Here is a 16,138-nt window from a genome sequence, read left to right as displayed (position 1 = left end):
TTCTGTCAGCGTCTTCTAAACTTACCGATGTTCCATAGAACATCTGCCCTTCTTTTTATACTGAGGGCAGATGTTCTTTTTTTGTTAGAATGAAATCAATTAAATCATGAACCGTTACAGAGAAGGACTCAGGCCTTCGTTGCTTAAGAGAGCAAAAAAAGATGAACCCTTTCCTAGAGTCATTTGTTTATTAGACATAACGCGAAGAAAGGAGTGCCTCGGATTGACGGAACGCGAGTTATTCGATTCTTATAACAAGGATGTGTACCGCACCTGCTACTATATGCTGCGGAACGCCCAAGATGCGGAAGACCTCTGCCACGATGTATTCGTCACTGTATTTCGCCAGGATTGGAGAAACGTTGAACATACGCGCGCCTGGATCATGCGCATCGCGATGAATCATTGCTTGAACCTGCTTAGAAGGAATCAGACCCAGCGAGACAAGCAAAGCCAGGTCGAGTGGCTCCACGAGCAGACCACGGCATCGGTTAAATCCGTAGATACCATCGTATTGGAAAAGGCAGCAGCGGCGGAATGGGAGAAACTGCTGCGGCAGCTTCCGGACAAGCTGATGGCGGTTGTCACGCTCCGCTATATCGGTGAACTGTCGTTGGCGGAAATCGCCGAAACGCTGAAGATTCCCGTCGGGACGGTTAAATCAAGGCTTCACAAAGCATTGAAAATCATGCGCAAAAAACTTGAACACCATAACGGCTTCTGGCTGAAGGGAGAGAACCAATTTGGAACGTTTTGAGGGCAATTTGAAAAACCAGATGAAAACGGCGAATAACGTGTCTTATCCTGATTTTGACCGGATGTGGAGCAGTATCCAGCACAATGAACTGAAGGTGGCCGGAGGTGAATCGATTCCGCTTCGTCCGCGAAAACGAAAGCGGATTGCAATCATTACCGGGATATCCGTCGCCTTGATGGCAACGCCGGTCTATGCAGCCCTGAACTATGATTGGTCCAATCTCCTGTCTTACAGGGCCGGTATCCAGACTGCATTGGAGCAGGGGCTTGGCCAGACGATTGAGCAATCCGTTACAAAGGATGGCATAACCTTAACAGTGCACACGGCGTTTATCGATGAGAACCGAACGTTCCTGCTCTACAGTCTGGATCCAGGTTCATCACGAGCTGGCGAGCAAGTAGCCTTTGATCATATTGGACTTAAAGATAAGGAAGGGAACTCTATCGAGGGCCATTATTCCCATCAGTGGAACGCGGATGCAGGCGTATTCCAGGGGTATTTTGAGACCGATTGGGTGGCTGACGGCCAATCGGCGGATATTGAGTTTGCCATGGAGAATATCCACTTTACCGGCGATGGAATACAGTCCATCAACTACGACCCTAACGATCAAAATACACAGGTATTCCCTATTCAGAAGGATGGCATCGACAGCGTAACCCTGCAATCTTTCGAACAAGCCGAAGGAAATGTCCTGCTCCAATCGGCCATTACATTTATGGATCCCGAAATGAATAGCAGAAGCTGGGTACGAATTCAGGCGATCGATGACAAGAAAGAGATGATTAAGGAGGTTAAACCCCCTACTTTTGGAACCCCGGCAGCCTCCGGAGAATACCTGAGCCAGCAAGTATTCAAGTCTGACTCCCTACGTTCTGAGGGAACGAGGTTCCAGCTTGCTTACGATCGCACGCTTGAAACCGCAGAGGGTACTTGGAGCTTAAATATGGCCTTGTCCAAGAAGCAAATGGACAACGGCACATTTAAAGAAGCGCTGAATATCCCTGTTGATCAAGTTCCTGGAGGAACAAAAGTCCATGAAATGATTGTTACGCCGACCCAAGTAAGGCTGATCCTGACCCATGAAGAAAAGTATACCCGTGTTCCTTACATGAATTATCAACTGGATGTAGGCGGGACGCTGTTGGACGGAGGTATGTGGTTTGTTCAGGGGCAACCCAGAACAACGGAGCTGCGCTTTGAAATGGCCGGACTGAATGCGGCCTCCCTGGCGAACCAGCCGGTGTCCCTGATCGCCAAGCACCGCGTTGATGAACATGCCGGAGACAAGAATCCAATCCGCTTGACCGGCATCTCAGCTGAGCATCAAAGCTTAACGTCCAACATTGCAGGTTATCCGATCACATGGACCTATTACATGAAGGACAATAATCTCTATGTGGAATCCTTCAGCTCCGACCCGACGTTCGGCGGCGTCAACCAAACCTATTATCTTGACGGTGAAGACCGAAATTATGGCATGCCGGCCATGATCGGCCTGCTCGGCGATGACAACAATAAACATATGGACGTGTATGAGAATTTCGACAAGACCGAGCTCAACATTTACGCTTGGAACTATACCACCCATAAACGGGACGATGTCCTGCGCGTTCCGCTTAAGGCCGGAAAATAACATATACGGAATAAACGATAAAAGAAACCCTCTGGATGGACATAAACAGTACCCGGAATGGCGCTTCTGCCAAGAAGCGCCATTCCTTTTTCTGTCTTCCGTTCTCCACCTTTTGAGGGTTTCTTTCTTTTTTCCGTTTGAACATGTCACAATTCTGCACGGCTAACTGTCATATGGGTGAACATCCAAAATAATACGTAAAGGGGAACTGAACATGGAACTGCGAATGAATTACCGATCAGCCAATCCCGAAGCCTTCAAAACCCTGCTTGCCCTGGAGCAAGCGGCCCAAAAAAGCGGACTCGATCACAAGCTGTACGAGATCATTAAGCTCAGGGCATCCCAGATCAACGGCTGCTCCTTCTGCGTGGATATGCATTCCAAGGATCTGCTCTCCATGGGCGAAAGCGTGGACCGCCTCCTCCTTCTGCCCATGTGGCGCGAAGTCCCGATATATTCAGACGAAGAACGGGCTGTCATCGAACTGACGGAGTGCGTGACCAAGCTGTCCGAGGCTGGCGTTCCTGTAGAGGTATACGAACGCGTCCGCAAGCATTTTGACGAGAAACAATTCGTCGATTTGGTCATGGCGATCACAACGATCAATGCCTGGAACCGGATCGGTGTCGCTACAGGGCTGTTCCCGGGCTGTTTTGATTAAATAGCTGCAATTTATCCGGATTCACCACAAGGAAAATCTGGCTGATGCGGGATAAGTCGGGTTCCCACTCTACCGTTAGCACCATGGAGACCCTGCCGTCCCGCTTCAGCAATAAGCCGGGCTCTCCGTTTACGGAAACAGGCTCAAAGCCTTCTCGGAACGAGCCTTTGGCAGACAACCCCTCGAAAAACGCACGTACCCGTTCCACGCCCAGTATCGGATTAATGGCAGCCTTCGCTTTGCCGCCGCCATCCGATAGCAGCGTAACCTCTTCCTTCAAAAAAGACAGCAGCGGCTTAAAATTGCCCATATCGGACGCCCGCAGGAATGCTTCAACGAAGCGTTCCTGCGTTTCCGTCCGGGCGGTTTCTCCATTAGCCCTTTCCGTGGCCTGGCCCATTTTCTGCTTGGCACGGCTGAAGGTTTTGCGGCAGCTGATCTCCGTCTTTCCAAGCATCTCCGCTATGATCGGGTATTCAAGACCCAGCGTATCCTTGGCGATATAAATGGCACGCTCCAGCGGCGTTAACCGCTGAAGCAGCACGAGGTAGGCGTAACCAATCGTTTCGCGGCGTTCCGCAGGATCGGACCGCGTCAGCATGTCATAATCCGGCATCGGCTCCGGGAGCCAGGGACCGGTATACGTCTCGCGCTGGCGTCTGGACGATTTCAACAGGTTGATGCAGCGGTTCGTTGTCATTTTGGCCAAATACGCTTTCTCGTTCAGCACTTCTCCCCGATCCATCTGCACGAATTGGGAAAAAACATCCTGTACGATGTCCTCCGCATCCGCTGCACTCCCCAGCATCCGGTAAGCCAGGCCGAACATCATCGGCTTGTATTCGGTATAGATTTGATCCAATAACATCAGACACACCTTCTTACTCTGTATATTTTCGGCATGAAAGCTACACCACTTATAAGACAAATGAGCCATACTGCCTGTGACATCTGAAGATGTTATTCTCTACTCTACCCCATATCCCCGGATTCCCGGAAGGGTCAGTTTATCAGAGAGTTTGAAGGTCAACCAACACAGCGTTCGTCATCCAATATGCAGATTATGACAACATTCGATAAATCTATCGACATTTGGGTAATTTTTAAATAACATATGGAATGGCTTAACTACAGCGATAAAAGGTTGAAGAGTTTAGAAAGTAGGTAAAACATGAAAAAATCCACCCCTTTACGTCGCGTCGAATTCGGTTATTTTCTGCTGATTGCCCTCGCCATCGTCCAGCAGTTGTTCATATTTTGGAACATCTATGTAAACCAAAGTTTTACTTTCACGGAATTCCTGTTCAGCGTTGGCACACTAGCCGCCTTATTGATCGGTTTCTTTCTTCCGGTAGGCGTGTCGACGGTGGCGGTTTTTGTGTATCTGGTCACTTATTTCGTATGGTTGTCCACGCTGGCCCCGGTCAATGCACTCACGCTGGCCTGGATTCTGCTGCTGCCCGCCAATACCGCCATTGCCATCTTCATCAAGCTGGCTCTGGTGAGAAGCCGGAGGTTCATCCGGCGTCTCGAGCAATTGAGGAAAACCAACCCGGATATCGACATCGACACCTCGCTTGGCAGCAAGGATGCTTTTGAAAGCACGCTGGTGAAACAAGCCAATCTGGCCAATCGGTATGCGGATCAGTACAGCTTCTGCATCATGATGTTTAAGCTCGATTTTCTCCCCCTGACCAGGGAGTCTGTCGGATCCCACCGTTTTGCCAAGCTGATTATGGAACTGTCGAGCACAATTCAGAAGCAGATTCGTTACGAGGACTATAAATTCTCTATTGGCGAAGGACGCTTTATCATTCTGTGCCCGCTCACCAAGCCGGAGTACCTCAAAAGCCTCATGGACCGCATCAAAGTCGCCATGATGAACGTACCCTTCCGTGACAAGAAAGGCATGTCCCTCAAGCTTGTGGTCCGTGCCGGCGGCCTTGTGTTCCAGAAGGAGCAATTCAGCCGATACGAAAATATCGATGACGTCATCTCTGCATTAGAACGGAATACCGAAACCGATCTCATCGGGGAATACATTTAATCAAGTTAAGTTGCCACCATCAATCAAAAGGAGGCTTGCAGCCGATGTCGTATACCAACTGGTTTATCCCTCTGTGCATCGGGGTCAGCATCATGTTCTCCATAGCCATCGTAATTCTGACGATGGCCACCTTAAGCTTCCGTTCAAAAGTCAAACGAAAATACGATCGGGGGAAGTTCAGTGACTGACTTTTTCCTGGTCGTCTCCATTATCAGTATATGGATTGCCGTGCTGGAATCGATCATTATTATGGCCGGGGCCATCGTGTTCATTCATAAACAAAACCGGCAGAAGCTGGTGAATCCGGGCAATCTGGAGGATTTCCCCACCGTGACGGTCATGGTGCCCGCGCATAACGAGGAATTGGTCATCCAGGCAACGGTAGAACACATTCTGCAGATGAATTACCCGCATCACAAAATGCAGGTGATTGTCATCGCCGACAATTGCAAGGATCATACGGCCGAGCGCTTAAGAGCGCTGCAAGCCAATGAACGCTACCGAGACCGCGACTTTCTTATTCTGGAGAGAACCGGAACCGGCGGCAAATCGGGCGCCCTGAATGATGCGCTCAAACTGGCAACAGGCGAATGGATCTGTGTCTACGACGCGGATGCCGCACCCGAGAAAAATGCGCTGCTATTCCTGACGCAGAAAGCGATGGAGCAGCCCGAACGCTATGGGGCCGTCTTCGGCCGCAACAAGGCCCGGAACCGCGGACAGAATTTTCTGTCCCGCTGTATCAATCTGGAGTTGGTGACCATTCAGCGCGTGCATCATACCGGGTTATGGCAGCTGTTTAAGCTGGGTACCATCCCCGGCACGAACTTTATCGTGAAAACCGCGCTCATTCAGGACATCGGCGGATGGGATGAGCATGCGATCACCGAAGATACCGCAATTTCGTTCGAGATCCTGACAAGAGGCCAGCTGATTGCACTGGCACCCCAAGCTGAAGCTTATCAGCAAGAGCCCGAGGACCTGAAGGTGTACATGAAGCAGCGCGAACGCTGGGCCAAAGGCAACTACAGCGTCGTCACGGATAACATTCATCATCTGTTCGATCGGACAAGCTGGCGGATTAAGCTGCATGTGCTGTATTACGCGGCCAGTTACTTCTGGTTTATGATTGCCATCATCATCTCGGATATTATATTTGTGACCAATATTGTATATCAGATCATCGCGCTGTTTAATCCGGCCGTCGTCTCTCCCTTCAGGTTCGAGGGCGATGTCTATATGTATCTCATTATTGCCTGGGCCTTAATGTATTACATCTACGTCCTGCAGATTAACCTGGCGCTCGCAACGGACATCGGCCAGAGCAACACACGCAATTTCATTCTATCCTGCGTGTCGTACTTCACCTACGCCCAGCTGTTCCTCATCATATCTGTCAAAGCCTTCTACTCCATGATTGTTGATAAGATCACGGGCAGGGAGTCCAAGTGGTACAAGACGGAGCGGTTTGGATAGGAGAGTTGTGCATTTAATTTATGATAATGGAGAAAGAGCGAGATAGGACTGGATGGCCATGCTGCCAACGTCCTCAACTCGCTCTTTTTTCATGCACGTTTGCCTATGACGTGCTTATTTTTCTACAGGCAAATGGAATTCAAGTTCCGGTATATATATTTTATGCTCTGCACTATACACAAAGGGTCTAATCGTGATGGATTTCGGTTTAGTTGGGAACGGCTCATACATGTACGTGTATTTAAGAGTGCTGCCGGAGCCGCTGGCAGGTCACGAAAATAGTGCAGGATAATGATGGTACGGGATACTTCCTCCAACCGGTAAACCGCCTCTCGCAAATCGATATTGACATCAAGGCTTGGTGTAATATGTTCGGCTTGATCCAGGTTGAGCAAAGGGATCACATGGCTTTTTTTACGCAGGATCATGTTGCATTCATTGATCAGGATGCGAAGCAACCAAGTTTTAAATAGGGGCGCTTGTCTTAGACTCGGGAGTGACTTGTATGCTTTTAATATGGCTTCCTGCATGGCATCTGCACAATCCTCGTCGTGTCGGAGTATGGCTTTCGCTATGTTGTACATTTGCAGTTCTAATGGCTTTATAAGCTTGATAAACGCTTCATGGTTTCCCTTCTTGGCGAGTTTGACCTCTAATTCTTGCTCATGCTGCACTTCCAAGGAATAACCTACCTCCCTTCAAGGCATCATCTTAACGCATTTTATGATTGTTGGATTCAATAATTAGATAGTCAGGACTTCCAAAAGGTTACAAATGATGTATGTATTATAACGAAGTAATAAAAAACTCCCGCAAGTTCAGTGAACTCACGGGAGACAATTGGTTAGTTATATTTGATACGTGAAATTCTCGTGGCATGCTGGAGTGCGCACCCCATAGTTAATCCTAAAATCAATCTCTGTGTCTACATTCTTCAAAACTTCGATGTCTTACTTAGTTTTCTCTCAGCTTCTTCTGCTCATTACGAAGTTTCTCAGGTGTCACGTCATTTCCGGCGGGATCCACGATGCTTAATCCCGAGAAGGTGCTTAGCACCTGTCCGCGAATTTCATGCAGATAGTCCGTGCGCAAAACTTGCTGTTCGGCTTTTTCCGCAGCAGTGAGTGTGCCCTCCCGCTGTTTTTTAGCCAATTCATTAATCCGGGTTAAGCTTTGAATCATGATATCCCTCTTTTCCATATGATTTTGATTTATCAATTATCTTAATATAAAGATATAATAAACAAAGATATTTGTCAACCCCTGCCAGCTTTCATGATCAACAGGCGCATTTGTGATTTTTTCCCTACCCAAAGTCTCTTCACTTCCTTAAACTTGGTGTTTAAGGTTTATTTATTTACAAATCGTGGTTAATGTTAGTATTGAAAACTTTGCGTTCGCAGCATAATAAAAATACGGGTTCTGATTCCTTAGGAAAAATTACTTATCCCTTTCTGACAGAACATGAAATATAATAGAGGAACTTAACTTTAATCAACTGGGGGAACATCTATGAAATCTCAGCTCAACAACCCAGCTTCAACAGGAAAAAATGATCGGTTTTCCTCTGCTGGATTTATTCTGGCCGCGATCGGGAGCTCTGTCGGCCTCGGAAACATGTGGAAGTTCCCTTACATTACGGGAGAACATGGCGGTGCAGCATTCTTCCTGCTCTTTATCGTCTGCCTCATCGTGATCGGTTTGCCTGTCCTGCTGGCAGAACTCGCCATTGGACGAGCTGGCCGCGGGAGTGCCGCAACTTCCTTTGTCAAAGCGGGCGGACCGAAAGCCTTCGGGCACCTGGGATTGCTCCAGGTTATTGCACCATTTCTCATTCTGACCTTCTATGTCATTGTGGCAGGCTGGACGCTTCATTATGCGGTCATGTCATTTAGCGGCAATCTGTACAACAACACCGATTTCGGTGGCCAATTTACTGCGTTTACGGAAGGTTACATGCCGATTATATGGCAAATCGTCGCTATTGCGATCTCAGGATGGGTGGTAGCTAAAGGCATCTCCGGAGGAATCGAAAAATTCAACAAGGTTCTGATCCCGGGCCTGATCATTCTGTTGATCGTATTAATGATCCGCGCGGTAACCTTGCCTGGAGCCGGCGAAGGCATATCCTTCTTCTTAAATCCTGATTTCTCGAAGCTGAGCCCGGAAGCGGCGCTGGTCGCGTTGGGACATGCCTTCTTCTCCCTCTCGCTGGGGATGGGGATTCTGTTGACCTACGGCGCTTATGTGGATAAGCGGCAATCGCTAGGTCCGGCAACCCTCGCCATCGGCGCGGGCGACCTGATTTATGCGTTTATTGCCGGGCTTATTATATTCCCGACAACCGCTTCCTTCGGGATCGAGCCCAATGCCGGCCCTTCTCTTGTCTTCATTGCCTTGCCGGCTGCCTTCTCGGCCATGCCGCTGGGTTCTTTTTTCGGGGGATTGTTCTTCATACTTCTAGCCATCGCCGCCTTAACCTCTTCCGTCTCATTGATGGAGGTCCCAACCTCTTATGTCATGGACCGCTGGAATTGGGGACGTACCAAAGCTGTATTGGTCATCTGCGCGCTGGTTATGCTGGTCGGTCTACCCTCCGCGTTGTCATTCGGCATCGTACCCGGGCTTACTGATATCGGCGGCAAAAACTTCTTTGACTGGCTGGATTTCGTCACATCGAACATTCTGCTTCCGCTCGGGGGGCTGATCACCACTATCTTTGCAGGGTACTTCTGGAAGAGAGCGGCAGATGCCGCCGGCCTTAAAGCCGGCTGGTTCCGGGTATGGCTGTTCATGCTCCGTTACATCGCGCCGGTTCTCGTATTACTGGTGCTGCTCCATACCACGGGCGTGATCAAGTTCGATTAATTGGCAGCCAAGGCAATCTCATCGCCACTGGGGGCGAATGGGGTTGCCTTTTTCTATATCCTTGCCCATTCATATTCATCTTCTGTACTACATTCGATTATTCTATCGATATCAATCCAGCAAGGAAATTGTAAAAAGGGTGGGGCTAGTAATGAATTTTGAGTATGCATTTGGTGTTGGATTGACCTTTATTCAATACCTCCTACTGTTCTTCTGGGCATATTGGATGCTGATCAGTCTCTTTGGCTTTGGAAAACCCAAGAAACTGAAAGAACATAAGCCTTTGAAAAGATTTCTTCTGATGATTCCTGCACACAACGAGGAAGCGGTTATCGGACACCTTGTAGAGAATCTTCATAACATGGACTACCCGAAAGAGCTCTATGAAGTGTGCGTTATTGCTGATGGATGTAAGGATAAAACAAGTGAAATCGCTGGAAAACTTGGTGCTACCGTTATTGAACATACATACCTGCCAGGAGAGCAAAAGGGGAAACCATATGGAATCAAATACGCAATTGAGCAGTATGGCGACAGGTTAATCGATGATTTTGACGGTATCGCCTTCTTCGATGCCGACAACCTCGTCTCGTTGAACTATTTAAGGGAAATGAATAACCACTTGTTGAACGGGGATCAATTAATACAATGTTACCTGGATTCCAAGAATCCAGATGACAACTGGGTGACCATAGGTTACTCCGTAAGCTACATTTTCATGAACCGCTCTTGGCAGCTTGCCAAGTCCAGATTGGGGTTAGGAAACGCGATCGGTGGAACCGGGTTCTGCGTAGACACGACTCTATTCAAAACGATCGGTTGGACCGCTCGATCCTTAACGGAAGACCTTGAGTTTACTATGCAGTGTTTGCTTGAAGGGGTACCAGCTAAATGGTGTCACTTTGCGCGCGTGTACGATGAAAAGCCGGAAAGCTTCAAATCTTCCTGCATTCAACGTCTCCGATGGGCAAGAGGGCATTGGGATGTCTGCTTCAAATACGCTCACAAATTAATTTGGAGATTCATTAGCAAGCTGGACTTCAAAGCTTTTGATGGTTTTATGTACCTTATTAATCCTGGCAAAATTGTTTTGAGTGCAACCACTGGTCTCCTTGTTCTCATGTCTATGGCTACCGACTTATTAGATGCTCATCATTTGATTCCTTGGCAAGTTTGGGTGATGTGCTTGTTATTCCAATTCATTTATGTAGGATACGCACAGTTTCTTGACTCGAAAAATAAAGTAAGCCTCTTTCGGAGCTATGCATACCTGTACTTCTTCAATCTAACTTACGTCCCGCTGTTCCTTTGGTCACTCATTACGATGAAGAACGTGAATTGGAATCCTACAAAGCATACAAGAGCTATTCATTTGAGCGATATTGAAGTAGAAAAATAAATGTGAAGCGAATGGCAAAGAAACACCACTTTGAGTAAATATATAAAACAACGAAATGTTATATCATATTAACTGCGATCTCTACTTGAATATCGAAGCAGTTATCCATTCAAAAGAAAAACAACAAACCATGCGCTAGCATTTACGCGCGCGCATGGTTTGTTCTTGTACATCTATAGCGGACAATAATACAAATATATCGCCTTCACCGACTCTTTACAGGACCGGTAGATGCTCCAACCACCAATTCCGCAGGCAATCGCTTCTCAACTGCTACATCATCGTGATTCATGATGCCGAGTACCGTCTCAATCGCCAGCCTCCCCATTTCTTCCTCGTTCTGCCGCATATGGGTAAACAAATAGCCCTCACCGATATTCAGCTGCGGACTGTCAAAGCATACGATGGATAAATCCTCCGGTACCCGCAAACCGAGGCGCTCTGCCGCGACCTTGGCCAGCAAAGCAATGTTATATTCGATCGCAAAAAAGGCAGTAATTGCCGGGTGATCCTGCAAGTGCTGAACGATCCGCTGGATTTCCCGTTCAATATTGCTCTCGTAGAAGGCATTAGGCAAAGTAGCCGTCACGTCACTAATCCAGATCTCCTTATCAAACGCGATGCCCCGAGCGGCATGAGCCTGCACGAACCCTTCAATCCGCTCTTCCACCGCTGTCGTGTCCCTAGGTGGAGGAGACAGCAGGGATATATAACGATGTCCCAAATCAAATAAATGCTCCACTACCTGAACGGCTGCTCCCAGATTATCTGTACTGATGGAAGCGGCTGCGACTCCCTTCAGCTTGCGATCAATCAGGACAAGCGGAAAACGGGCAATGACCAGCTTTAATATTTCGGCATTGAAATATTCCCCCTGAGCGGGAAAAACGATGAGACCGTTCACGCCGAGATTGCGCAGCTTCTGAATGGATAATTCCTCATTATCCTGGTCTCCAAACGTTCTGCGCAGTACCAGAAAACAGTCATTCTCTCTCGAATACTGCTCCATGCTGTAAACAAGGCGTGTTCCGTAGCTTGACGAAAAGTCTGTAATGACAAGACCGATCATCTTCTCTTGGCTAGCTGCTCTGACAACTCCGCCCTCCGAGGAAAATGTTTCCCTCTGTGCCACGGGCTCATCCGGGTCAGCTACGAAGGATCCCTTGCCCGGCTTACGCACAATCACGCCTTCAGCCGCCAGCATATCTAATGCCTTCTTGCTTGTGATTCGACTAACTCCGTATTCGTCCGCGAGTTCCTTCTCCGAAGGGACTTTATCGCCAATGCGGAAAATATGTGTGGAGATCTTTCGCTTCATCTCGTTAAAAATCTGTTCATACATCGGCTTTGCGGAAGCTGCGTCTTTCAAATTGATATCCCTCCAACGGTACTCCAAAACATGCTAATTCATATAACAATATAACATGATATATTTAATTTGTCCATGTTGCGCGGATAACCGGTTTAGAAAAATATCATCCTTCCCTAAACAGTCCCATTCATGACAAAACAGCGCCGCATGATCTTTCGCTCCGAAAGATTCATGCAATAGCGCTGTTCCCTGTCGACTACCTACTCCGTGTATTGAACTATTCCTTCACGGCCCCCAGGACGATTCCGTGGATTAAATAACGCTGCAAAAATGGATAGATGAGCAGAATTGGAATCATGGAGACCAGAATTTTGGCAGAATTTAGGGTCGTGTTGGAGATTTTATTGAACTGCTGAAGCTGTTCGACCGAGAGATTCTGCATCTGGTCGCGCGTCAGGCTGAGCTGCTGCAGATAGGTCTGAAGCGGTATTTTCTCGCTGTCATTGATCAGGATGATCCCGTCAAAGAAATTGTTCCAGTGACCGACGATGACAAATAGCGTAATGGTCGCCAGACTGGGCATGGAGATCGGGATGAAGATCTTGAGCAGGATTTTCAGCGGACCGGCACCGTCAATGAATGCGGCCTCCTCCAGCTCCTTCGGAATTCCCTTGAAGAAGTTCATAAGGAGAATCACGTTGAAGACTGGAACCGCACCTGGAAGAACCAACGCCCAGATGCTGTTGATCAACCCCAGCTTGCTGATCACCATATACCAGGGGACGATCCCTCCACTGAAGAGCATCGTAAACACGATAATCCACATGTATTTGTTTCTCGATCGGAACTGCGTGACGCTCCGTGACAATGGGTAAGCCATAAGGATGGTTAAGATCATGTTGATCGCTCCCCCAAGCAGCACCCGTTCCACGGATATGAGGAACGCTTTCCAAAACTTCGTGTCATTCAGTATCTGTCCGTAGGATGAGAAGTTCAGCTCCACCGGAAAAAAGTAGACCCGGCCGGCATTCACAGCCGTGCTGCTGCTGACGGACACCATAATCGTATTGACGATGGGAGCCAGCGACACAAATGTAATTAGAACGAGCGCGAGCATAATCATCAGGCGGGACAGCCTTGAGCCCAGCGTTTTGGATTGAATCATGCTAACCCTCCTAGAAAATCTTGTACCCCGCATACCTTGAGGCCAGCCTGTAGGATATAACGATCAGAACAAAGCTGATGACCGACTTCATCAGTCCAATGGCCGTTGCGAACGAATACTGCATATTGATCAGACCCATGCGGTACACAAACGTATCGATAATATCACCCGTCTCGTAGACCAGCGGATTATACAGGTTGAACACCTGGTCAAATCCCGCATTGAGCACATTGCCGAGACTCAGCGTGCCCAGCAGGATGATCGTCGGAAACATGCCCGGCAGCGTGATATTCAGGGTCTGCTTCCAGCGGCTTGCGCCGTCCATTGCGGCGGATTCATACAAAGCCGGATTAATCGCCGTCAATGCAGCCAAGTACACAATCGTCCCGTAACCGAATTCCTTCCAGGTATCCGTCACGATGAGCAGCGGCCTGAACCAGTCGTTGCTTGCCAGAAACATGATCCGCTCCAGCCCCAGAAACTCAAGGAAATTGTTAATCATGCCATCAAAGGAAAAGATCATGGTCAGCATCGTGCCCAGGACCACCCATGACATAAAATGCGGCAAATACACAATGGTTTGAATCGTGCTTTTGGAGAGCTTCAGACGCACCTCATTCAGCAGCAGGGCGAATACGATCGGCACAATCAATCCGAGAACAATTTTCCCGACCGCGATGACCAGCGTATTGACGAAGATCTGCTTGGCATCCGGCAATTGAAACATATACGTGAAATTGTCGAGACCTGCCCATGCGGAACCGAGTATTCCTTTCGCGGGGATGAACTTCTGAAAAGCCATGACCACCCCGAACATCGGCACAATCGAGAAAATGAACAGCATGGCCATGCCAGGCAGCAGCATCGCATGATAGGTCATTTCGTCAAAGGTTTTACGTTTCTTTTTCCTCCGGTATCGTACTTCCGGCTCTTGATTGACGGTTGTTTCCACTTGCGCCATCGTCCGCTTCACCTCCATCATGTCCCTGTCAGGACAAGCCTTATGGAATAAAAAAGCCCGCGCGGCTGACCACCATAGCCCTCCGCGCCAAGGCCCATGCTATCTTTATCTGCTGCTCATCTCGTTGACCTCTTCCGTAATCTCATCGCCTCCGGTACGCTTCCATGTGTCCACGAACTTATCGAATTCATCGACGGGAGCTTGTCCCATAATAATTTTCAATATGGTCTCCTCTTCGAGCTTTTGGAGGTTGGCCCACTTCAGCTTCATCGTCTCGGTGGTTCCATAGAAGCCGGCAGGAATCACTTCCAGATTCGGATTGTTCGCTTCGCGCTGGCCTTCAATGCGGGAGAGGTATTCGCCGTATGTGTTCACGTCGATGGCATTTCCTTTTTCCTTGAATTCCTGATACGCCTTGAAGGACACCACCCGATCTTCCTGCACGGAGGAAGCATCACCGGATTCATCCGCCTTCATAAGATCCTCGTAATAACGTTTCAACACATCGTCATAATCCACTTGCATTGGAATTTGTGTCGGATCATTATTCCAGCGGCTTGCGTCTGTCAGCATCTCATCGGGGTGCTCTTTCTTATAATTGACCGCATCATCGGTTAAGGAGTACAGGAAATCCGTTGTTAGATTGACCGATTTCATGATCGCTTCGGGATGGGCGAAATCCTTCTTGACTACGACGATACCGCCGCCCACAGGATCCTGACGGATGGTCTTGAACTTGCCGTTCTCATCCACGGGTGCCGATACAGCAACCCAGACAGCATCGGGATCCTGCTTGATGGAATCCTTGTAGTTGGTGTAGCCGATCCACCATGGGTTAAACAGTATCCCTACCTGCCCGTTGATCACAAGCGCTTCCTTCTCTTCATTCGTTCGGACGGCGAACTGTTTATCAATCAGACCTTCTTTGTACATGGCGCTCAGCTCCGCCAACGCTTGCTTCATCTCGGGCTGAACCGATCCATACACAACCTGGCCATCCTTCTCGATCCAGTTCATTGGAAAAGCACCGCGTGCAGCAAAAACGGGTGTAAAGTTCATGGCATTGGAATCCATCACCATCCCAACCGTTTTGCCTGTTCCCGAGGCGTTTTTCTCTACGAACGTTCTGGCGAGATTCCATACATCCTCAACGGATTCCGGCATCTGTGCGCCGACTTTATCCACCCAGTCCTTCCGTACCCACAGCAGCTGGTGCTGGTTTCCGATATTCGTCATCGGAAGGCCCATGATCTTACCGTCCACCTTGACTTGGTCCAGCAGCAAGTCGCCATAAGAAGCGTAGATATTCTTGACGCCGTCGGATGCGGTCTTCTCGTACACCTCCGTCATATCGGCAATCAGGTCGTTATCCACCAGCTGGTTGAAAATATCGCGGCTGACCAGCATAACATCCGGCAGATCGCCCGTTGTCATCGATAGCGACAGCTTCTGATCCATATCGTCCGTCTCCCAAGCCACCTTAGCTTTTACGTTCACCCGGTCTTCCACATAGCGGGTAGCCAAATTGTCCTCAATCGTATCGCCGGGAGGCAGGTTGTTCACATGATTGGTATTCCGGCCGATCGTAAATTCCACCGGCGTTTCGTATTTCCCGTAAGGTTCATAGTCCTGTTCTGAAATTTGCGGCTGTGCGCTGTCCCTAGCGCTCCCGCCGCAGCCGCTGAATACAGTCAGCATCATGCACCCGAGCAGCAGCGAAGCCATCTTTTTACGCTTGTTCATCCTGTCATCCCCTTTTTCTCGTTTTGGTTGATAACCAAATTGTATGCGGTTTCATAATTGGCGTATATGCAACATTTTTTGGATATGTATCACTTTTTTCATGACCTTCTTCG

15 protein-coding genes are annotated in these 16,138 nt (G+C 48.6%); 8 read left to right on the top strand and 7 right to left on the bottom strand.

What is annotated here, in order from left to right:
- The first annotated feature begins 223 nt into the window (after positions 1-223).
- The 3 genes from BJP58_RS22030 (at position 224) to BJP58_RS22020 (ending at position 3,054) form a co-directional block, all read left to right on the top strand.
- Positions 224-757, top strand: a complete 534-nt coding sequence (locus BJP58_RS22030; protein WP_194540562.1) for an RNA polymerase sigma factor — start codon at positions 224-226, stop codon at positions 755-757.
- Positions 744-2,393, top strand: coding sequence for a DUF4179 domain-containing protein (locus BJP58_RS22025; protein ID WP_194540561.1), 1,650 nt, complete (start codon positions 744-746; stop codon positions 2,391-2,393). Before BJP58_RS22030 ends, BJP58_RS22025 begins: the two co-directional genes overlap by 14 nt.
- Positions 2,394-2,607: 214 nt before the next feature.
- The gene (locus BJP58_RS22020) at positions 2,608-3,054 is read left to right on the top strand and encodes a carboxymuconolactone decarboxylase family protein (RefSeq protein ID WP_194540560.1); all 447 of its coding nucleotides are present in this window, start codon (positions 2,608-2,610) and stop codon (positions 3,052-3,054) included.
- On the opposite strand, the gene BJP58_RS22015 is transcribed toward BJP58_RS22020, so the two are convergent.
- On the bottom strand, positions 3,023-3,922 hold the full coding sequence (locus tag BJP58_RS22015; protein ID WP_194540559.1) for a sigma-70 family RNA polymerase sigma factor: 900 nt from the start codon (positions 3,920-3,922) through the stop codon (positions 3,023-3,025). The two genes, BJP58_RS22020 and BJP58_RS22015, sit on opposite strands and share 32 nt — an antisense overlap.
- 303 nt (positions 3,923-4,225) lie before the next feature.
- On the opposite strand from BJP58_RS22015, the gene BJP58_RS22010 reads away from it, so the two are divergent.
- Genes BJP58_RS22010 through BJP58_RS22000 form a run of 3 tightly spaced genes read left to right on the top strand, consistent with a single transcriptional unit; the run spans position 4,226 to position 6,577 of the window.
- Positions 4,226-5,101, top strand: coding sequence for a GGDEF domain-containing protein (locus tag BJP58_RS22010; protein WP_194540558.1), 876 nt, complete (start codon positions 4,226-4,228; stop codon positions 5,099-5,101).
- Between the two features lie 44 nt (positions 5,102-5,145).
- Positions 5,146-5,289 carry a hypothetical protein gene (locus BJP58_RS22005; protein ID WP_194540557.1) on the top strand — a complete coding sequence of 48 codons (144 nt, stop codon included), beginning with the start codon at positions 5,146-5,148 and terminating at the stop codon, positions 5,287-5,289.
- Positions 5,282-6,577 (top strand): glycosyltransferase family 2 protein, encoded by a 1,296-nt coding sequence (locus BJP58_RS22000; RefSeq protein WP_194540556.1) that lies wholly within the window; start codon positions 5,282-5,284, stop codon positions 6,575-6,577. Before BJP58_RS22005 ends, BJP58_RS22000 begins: the two co-directional genes overlap by 8 nt.
- 122 nt (positions 6,578-6,699) lie before the next feature.
- Here the strand turns inward: BJP58_RS22000 and BJP58_RS21995 are convergent, their stop codons facing one another.
- Together BJP58_RS21995 and BJP58_RS21990 are read right to left on the bottom strand one after the other, a co-directional pair.
- The gene (locus tag BJP58_RS21995; RefSeq protein WP_194545029.1) at positions 6,700-7,251 is read right to left on the bottom strand and encodes a sigma-70 family RNA polymerase sigma factor; all 552 of its coding nucleotides are present in this window, start codon (positions 7,249-7,251) and stop codon (positions 6,700-6,702) included.
- Between the two features lie 280 nt (positions 7,252-7,531).
- On the bottom strand, positions 7,532-7,759 hold the full coding sequence (locus BJP58_RS21990; protein WP_194540555.1) for a DUF896 domain-containing protein: 228 nt from the start codon (positions 7,757-7,759) through the stop codon (positions 7,532-7,534).
- Between the two features lie 330 nt (positions 7,760-8,089).
- On the opposite strand from BJP58_RS21990, the gene BJP58_RS21985 reads away from it, so the two are divergent.
- Entirely contained in the window at positions 8,090-9,445 is a 1,356-nt protein-coding gene (locus BJP58_RS21985) for a sodium-dependent transporter (RefSeq protein WP_194540554.1), read from the top strand.
- 151 nt (positions 9,446-9,596) lie between these two features.
- On the top strand, positions 9,597-10,844 hold the full coding sequence (locus BJP58_RS21980; RefSeq protein ID WP_194540553.1) for a glycosyltransferase family 2 protein: 1,248 nt from the start codon (positions 9,597-9,599) through the stop codon (positions 10,842-10,844).
- Between the two features lie 205 nt (positions 10,845-11,049).
- Here the strand turns inward: BJP58_RS21980 and BJP58_RS21975 are convergent, their stop codons facing one another.
- The 4 genes from BJP58_RS21975 to BJP58_RS21960 form a co-directional block, all read right to left on the bottom strand.
- A complete protein-coding gene (locus BJP58_RS21975; protein ID WP_194540552.1) occupies positions 11,050-12,213 on the bottom strand; it encodes a GntR family transcriptional regulator in 1,164 nt (387 codons plus the stop codon).
- A 220-nt stretch (positions 12,214-12,433) separates the two neighbouring features.
- Positions 12,434-13,321 carry a carbohydrate ABC transporter permease gene (locus BJP58_RS21970; protein WP_098741533.1) on the bottom strand — a complete coding sequence of 296 codons (888 nt, stop codon included), beginning with the start codon at positions 13,319-13,321 and terminating at the stop codon, positions 12,434-12,436.
- 10 nt (positions 13,322-13,331) lie between these two features.
- The gene (locus tag BJP58_RS21965) at positions 13,332-14,282 is read right to left on the bottom strand and encodes an ABC transporter permease (RefSeq protein ID WP_442953935.1); all 951 of its coding nucleotides are present in this window, start codon (positions 14,280-14,282) and stop codon (positions 13,332-13,334) included.
- A gap of 105 nt (positions 14,283-14,387) precedes the next feature.
- Positions 14,388-16,025, bottom strand: coding sequence for an extracellular solute-binding protein (locus tag BJP58_RS21960; protein WP_194540551.1), 1,638 nt, complete (start codon positions 16,023-16,025; stop codon positions 14,388-14,390).
- Between the last annotated feature and the right edge of the window lie 113 nt (positions 16,026-16,138).

The organism is Paenibacillus sp. JZ16, assembly GCF_015326965.1.
GTDB lineage: Bacteria > Bacillota > Bacilli > Paenibacillales > Paenibacillaceae > Paenibacillus_AQ.
This window is presented reverse-complemented; position numbering and strand designations above follow the sequence as displayed.

Bases quoted from the DNA above. Each gene is read 5' to 3' on its own strand.
- BJP58_RS22020 (WP_194540560.1), top strand. From the start codon at position 2,608: ATGGAACTGCGAATGAATTACCGATCAGCCAATCCCGAAGCCTTCAAA.
- BJP58_RS21960 (WP_194540551.1), bottom strand. From the start codon at position 16,025: ATGAACAAGCGTAAAAAGATGGCTTCGCTGCTGCTCGGGTGCATGATG.
- BJP58_RS22015 (WP_194540559.1), bottom strand. From the start codon at position 3,922: ATGTTATTGGATCAAATCTATACCGAATACAAGCCGATGATGTTCGGC.
- BJP58_RS21985 (WP_194540554.1), top strand. From the start codon at position 8,090: ATGAAATCTCAGCTCAACAACCCAGCTTCAACAGGAAAAAATGATCGG.
- BJP58_RS21990 (WP_194540555.1), bottom strand. From the start codon at position 7,759: ATGATTCAAAGCTTAACCCGGATTAATGAATTGGCTAAAAAACAGCGG.
- BJP58_RS21965 (WP_442953935.1), bottom strand. From the start codon at position 14,282: ATGGCGCAAGTGGAAACAACCGTCAATCAAGAGCCGGAAGTACGATAC.
- BJP58_RS21980 (WP_194540553.1), top strand. From the start codon at position 9,597: ATGAATTTTGAGTATGCATTTGGTGTTGGATTGACCTTTATTCAATAC.
- BJP58_RS22010 (WP_194540558.1), top strand. From the start codon at position 4,226: ATGAAAAAATCCACCCCTTTACGTCGCGTCGAATTCGGTTATTTTCTG.
- BJP58_RS21970 (WP_098741533.1), bottom strand. From the start codon at position 13,321: ATGATTCAATCCAAAACGCTGGGCTCAAGGCTGTCCCGCCTGATGATT.
- BJP58_RS22005 (WP_194540557.1), top strand. From the start codon at position 5,146: ATGTCGTATACCAACTGGTTTATCCCTCTGTGCATCGGGGTCAGCATC.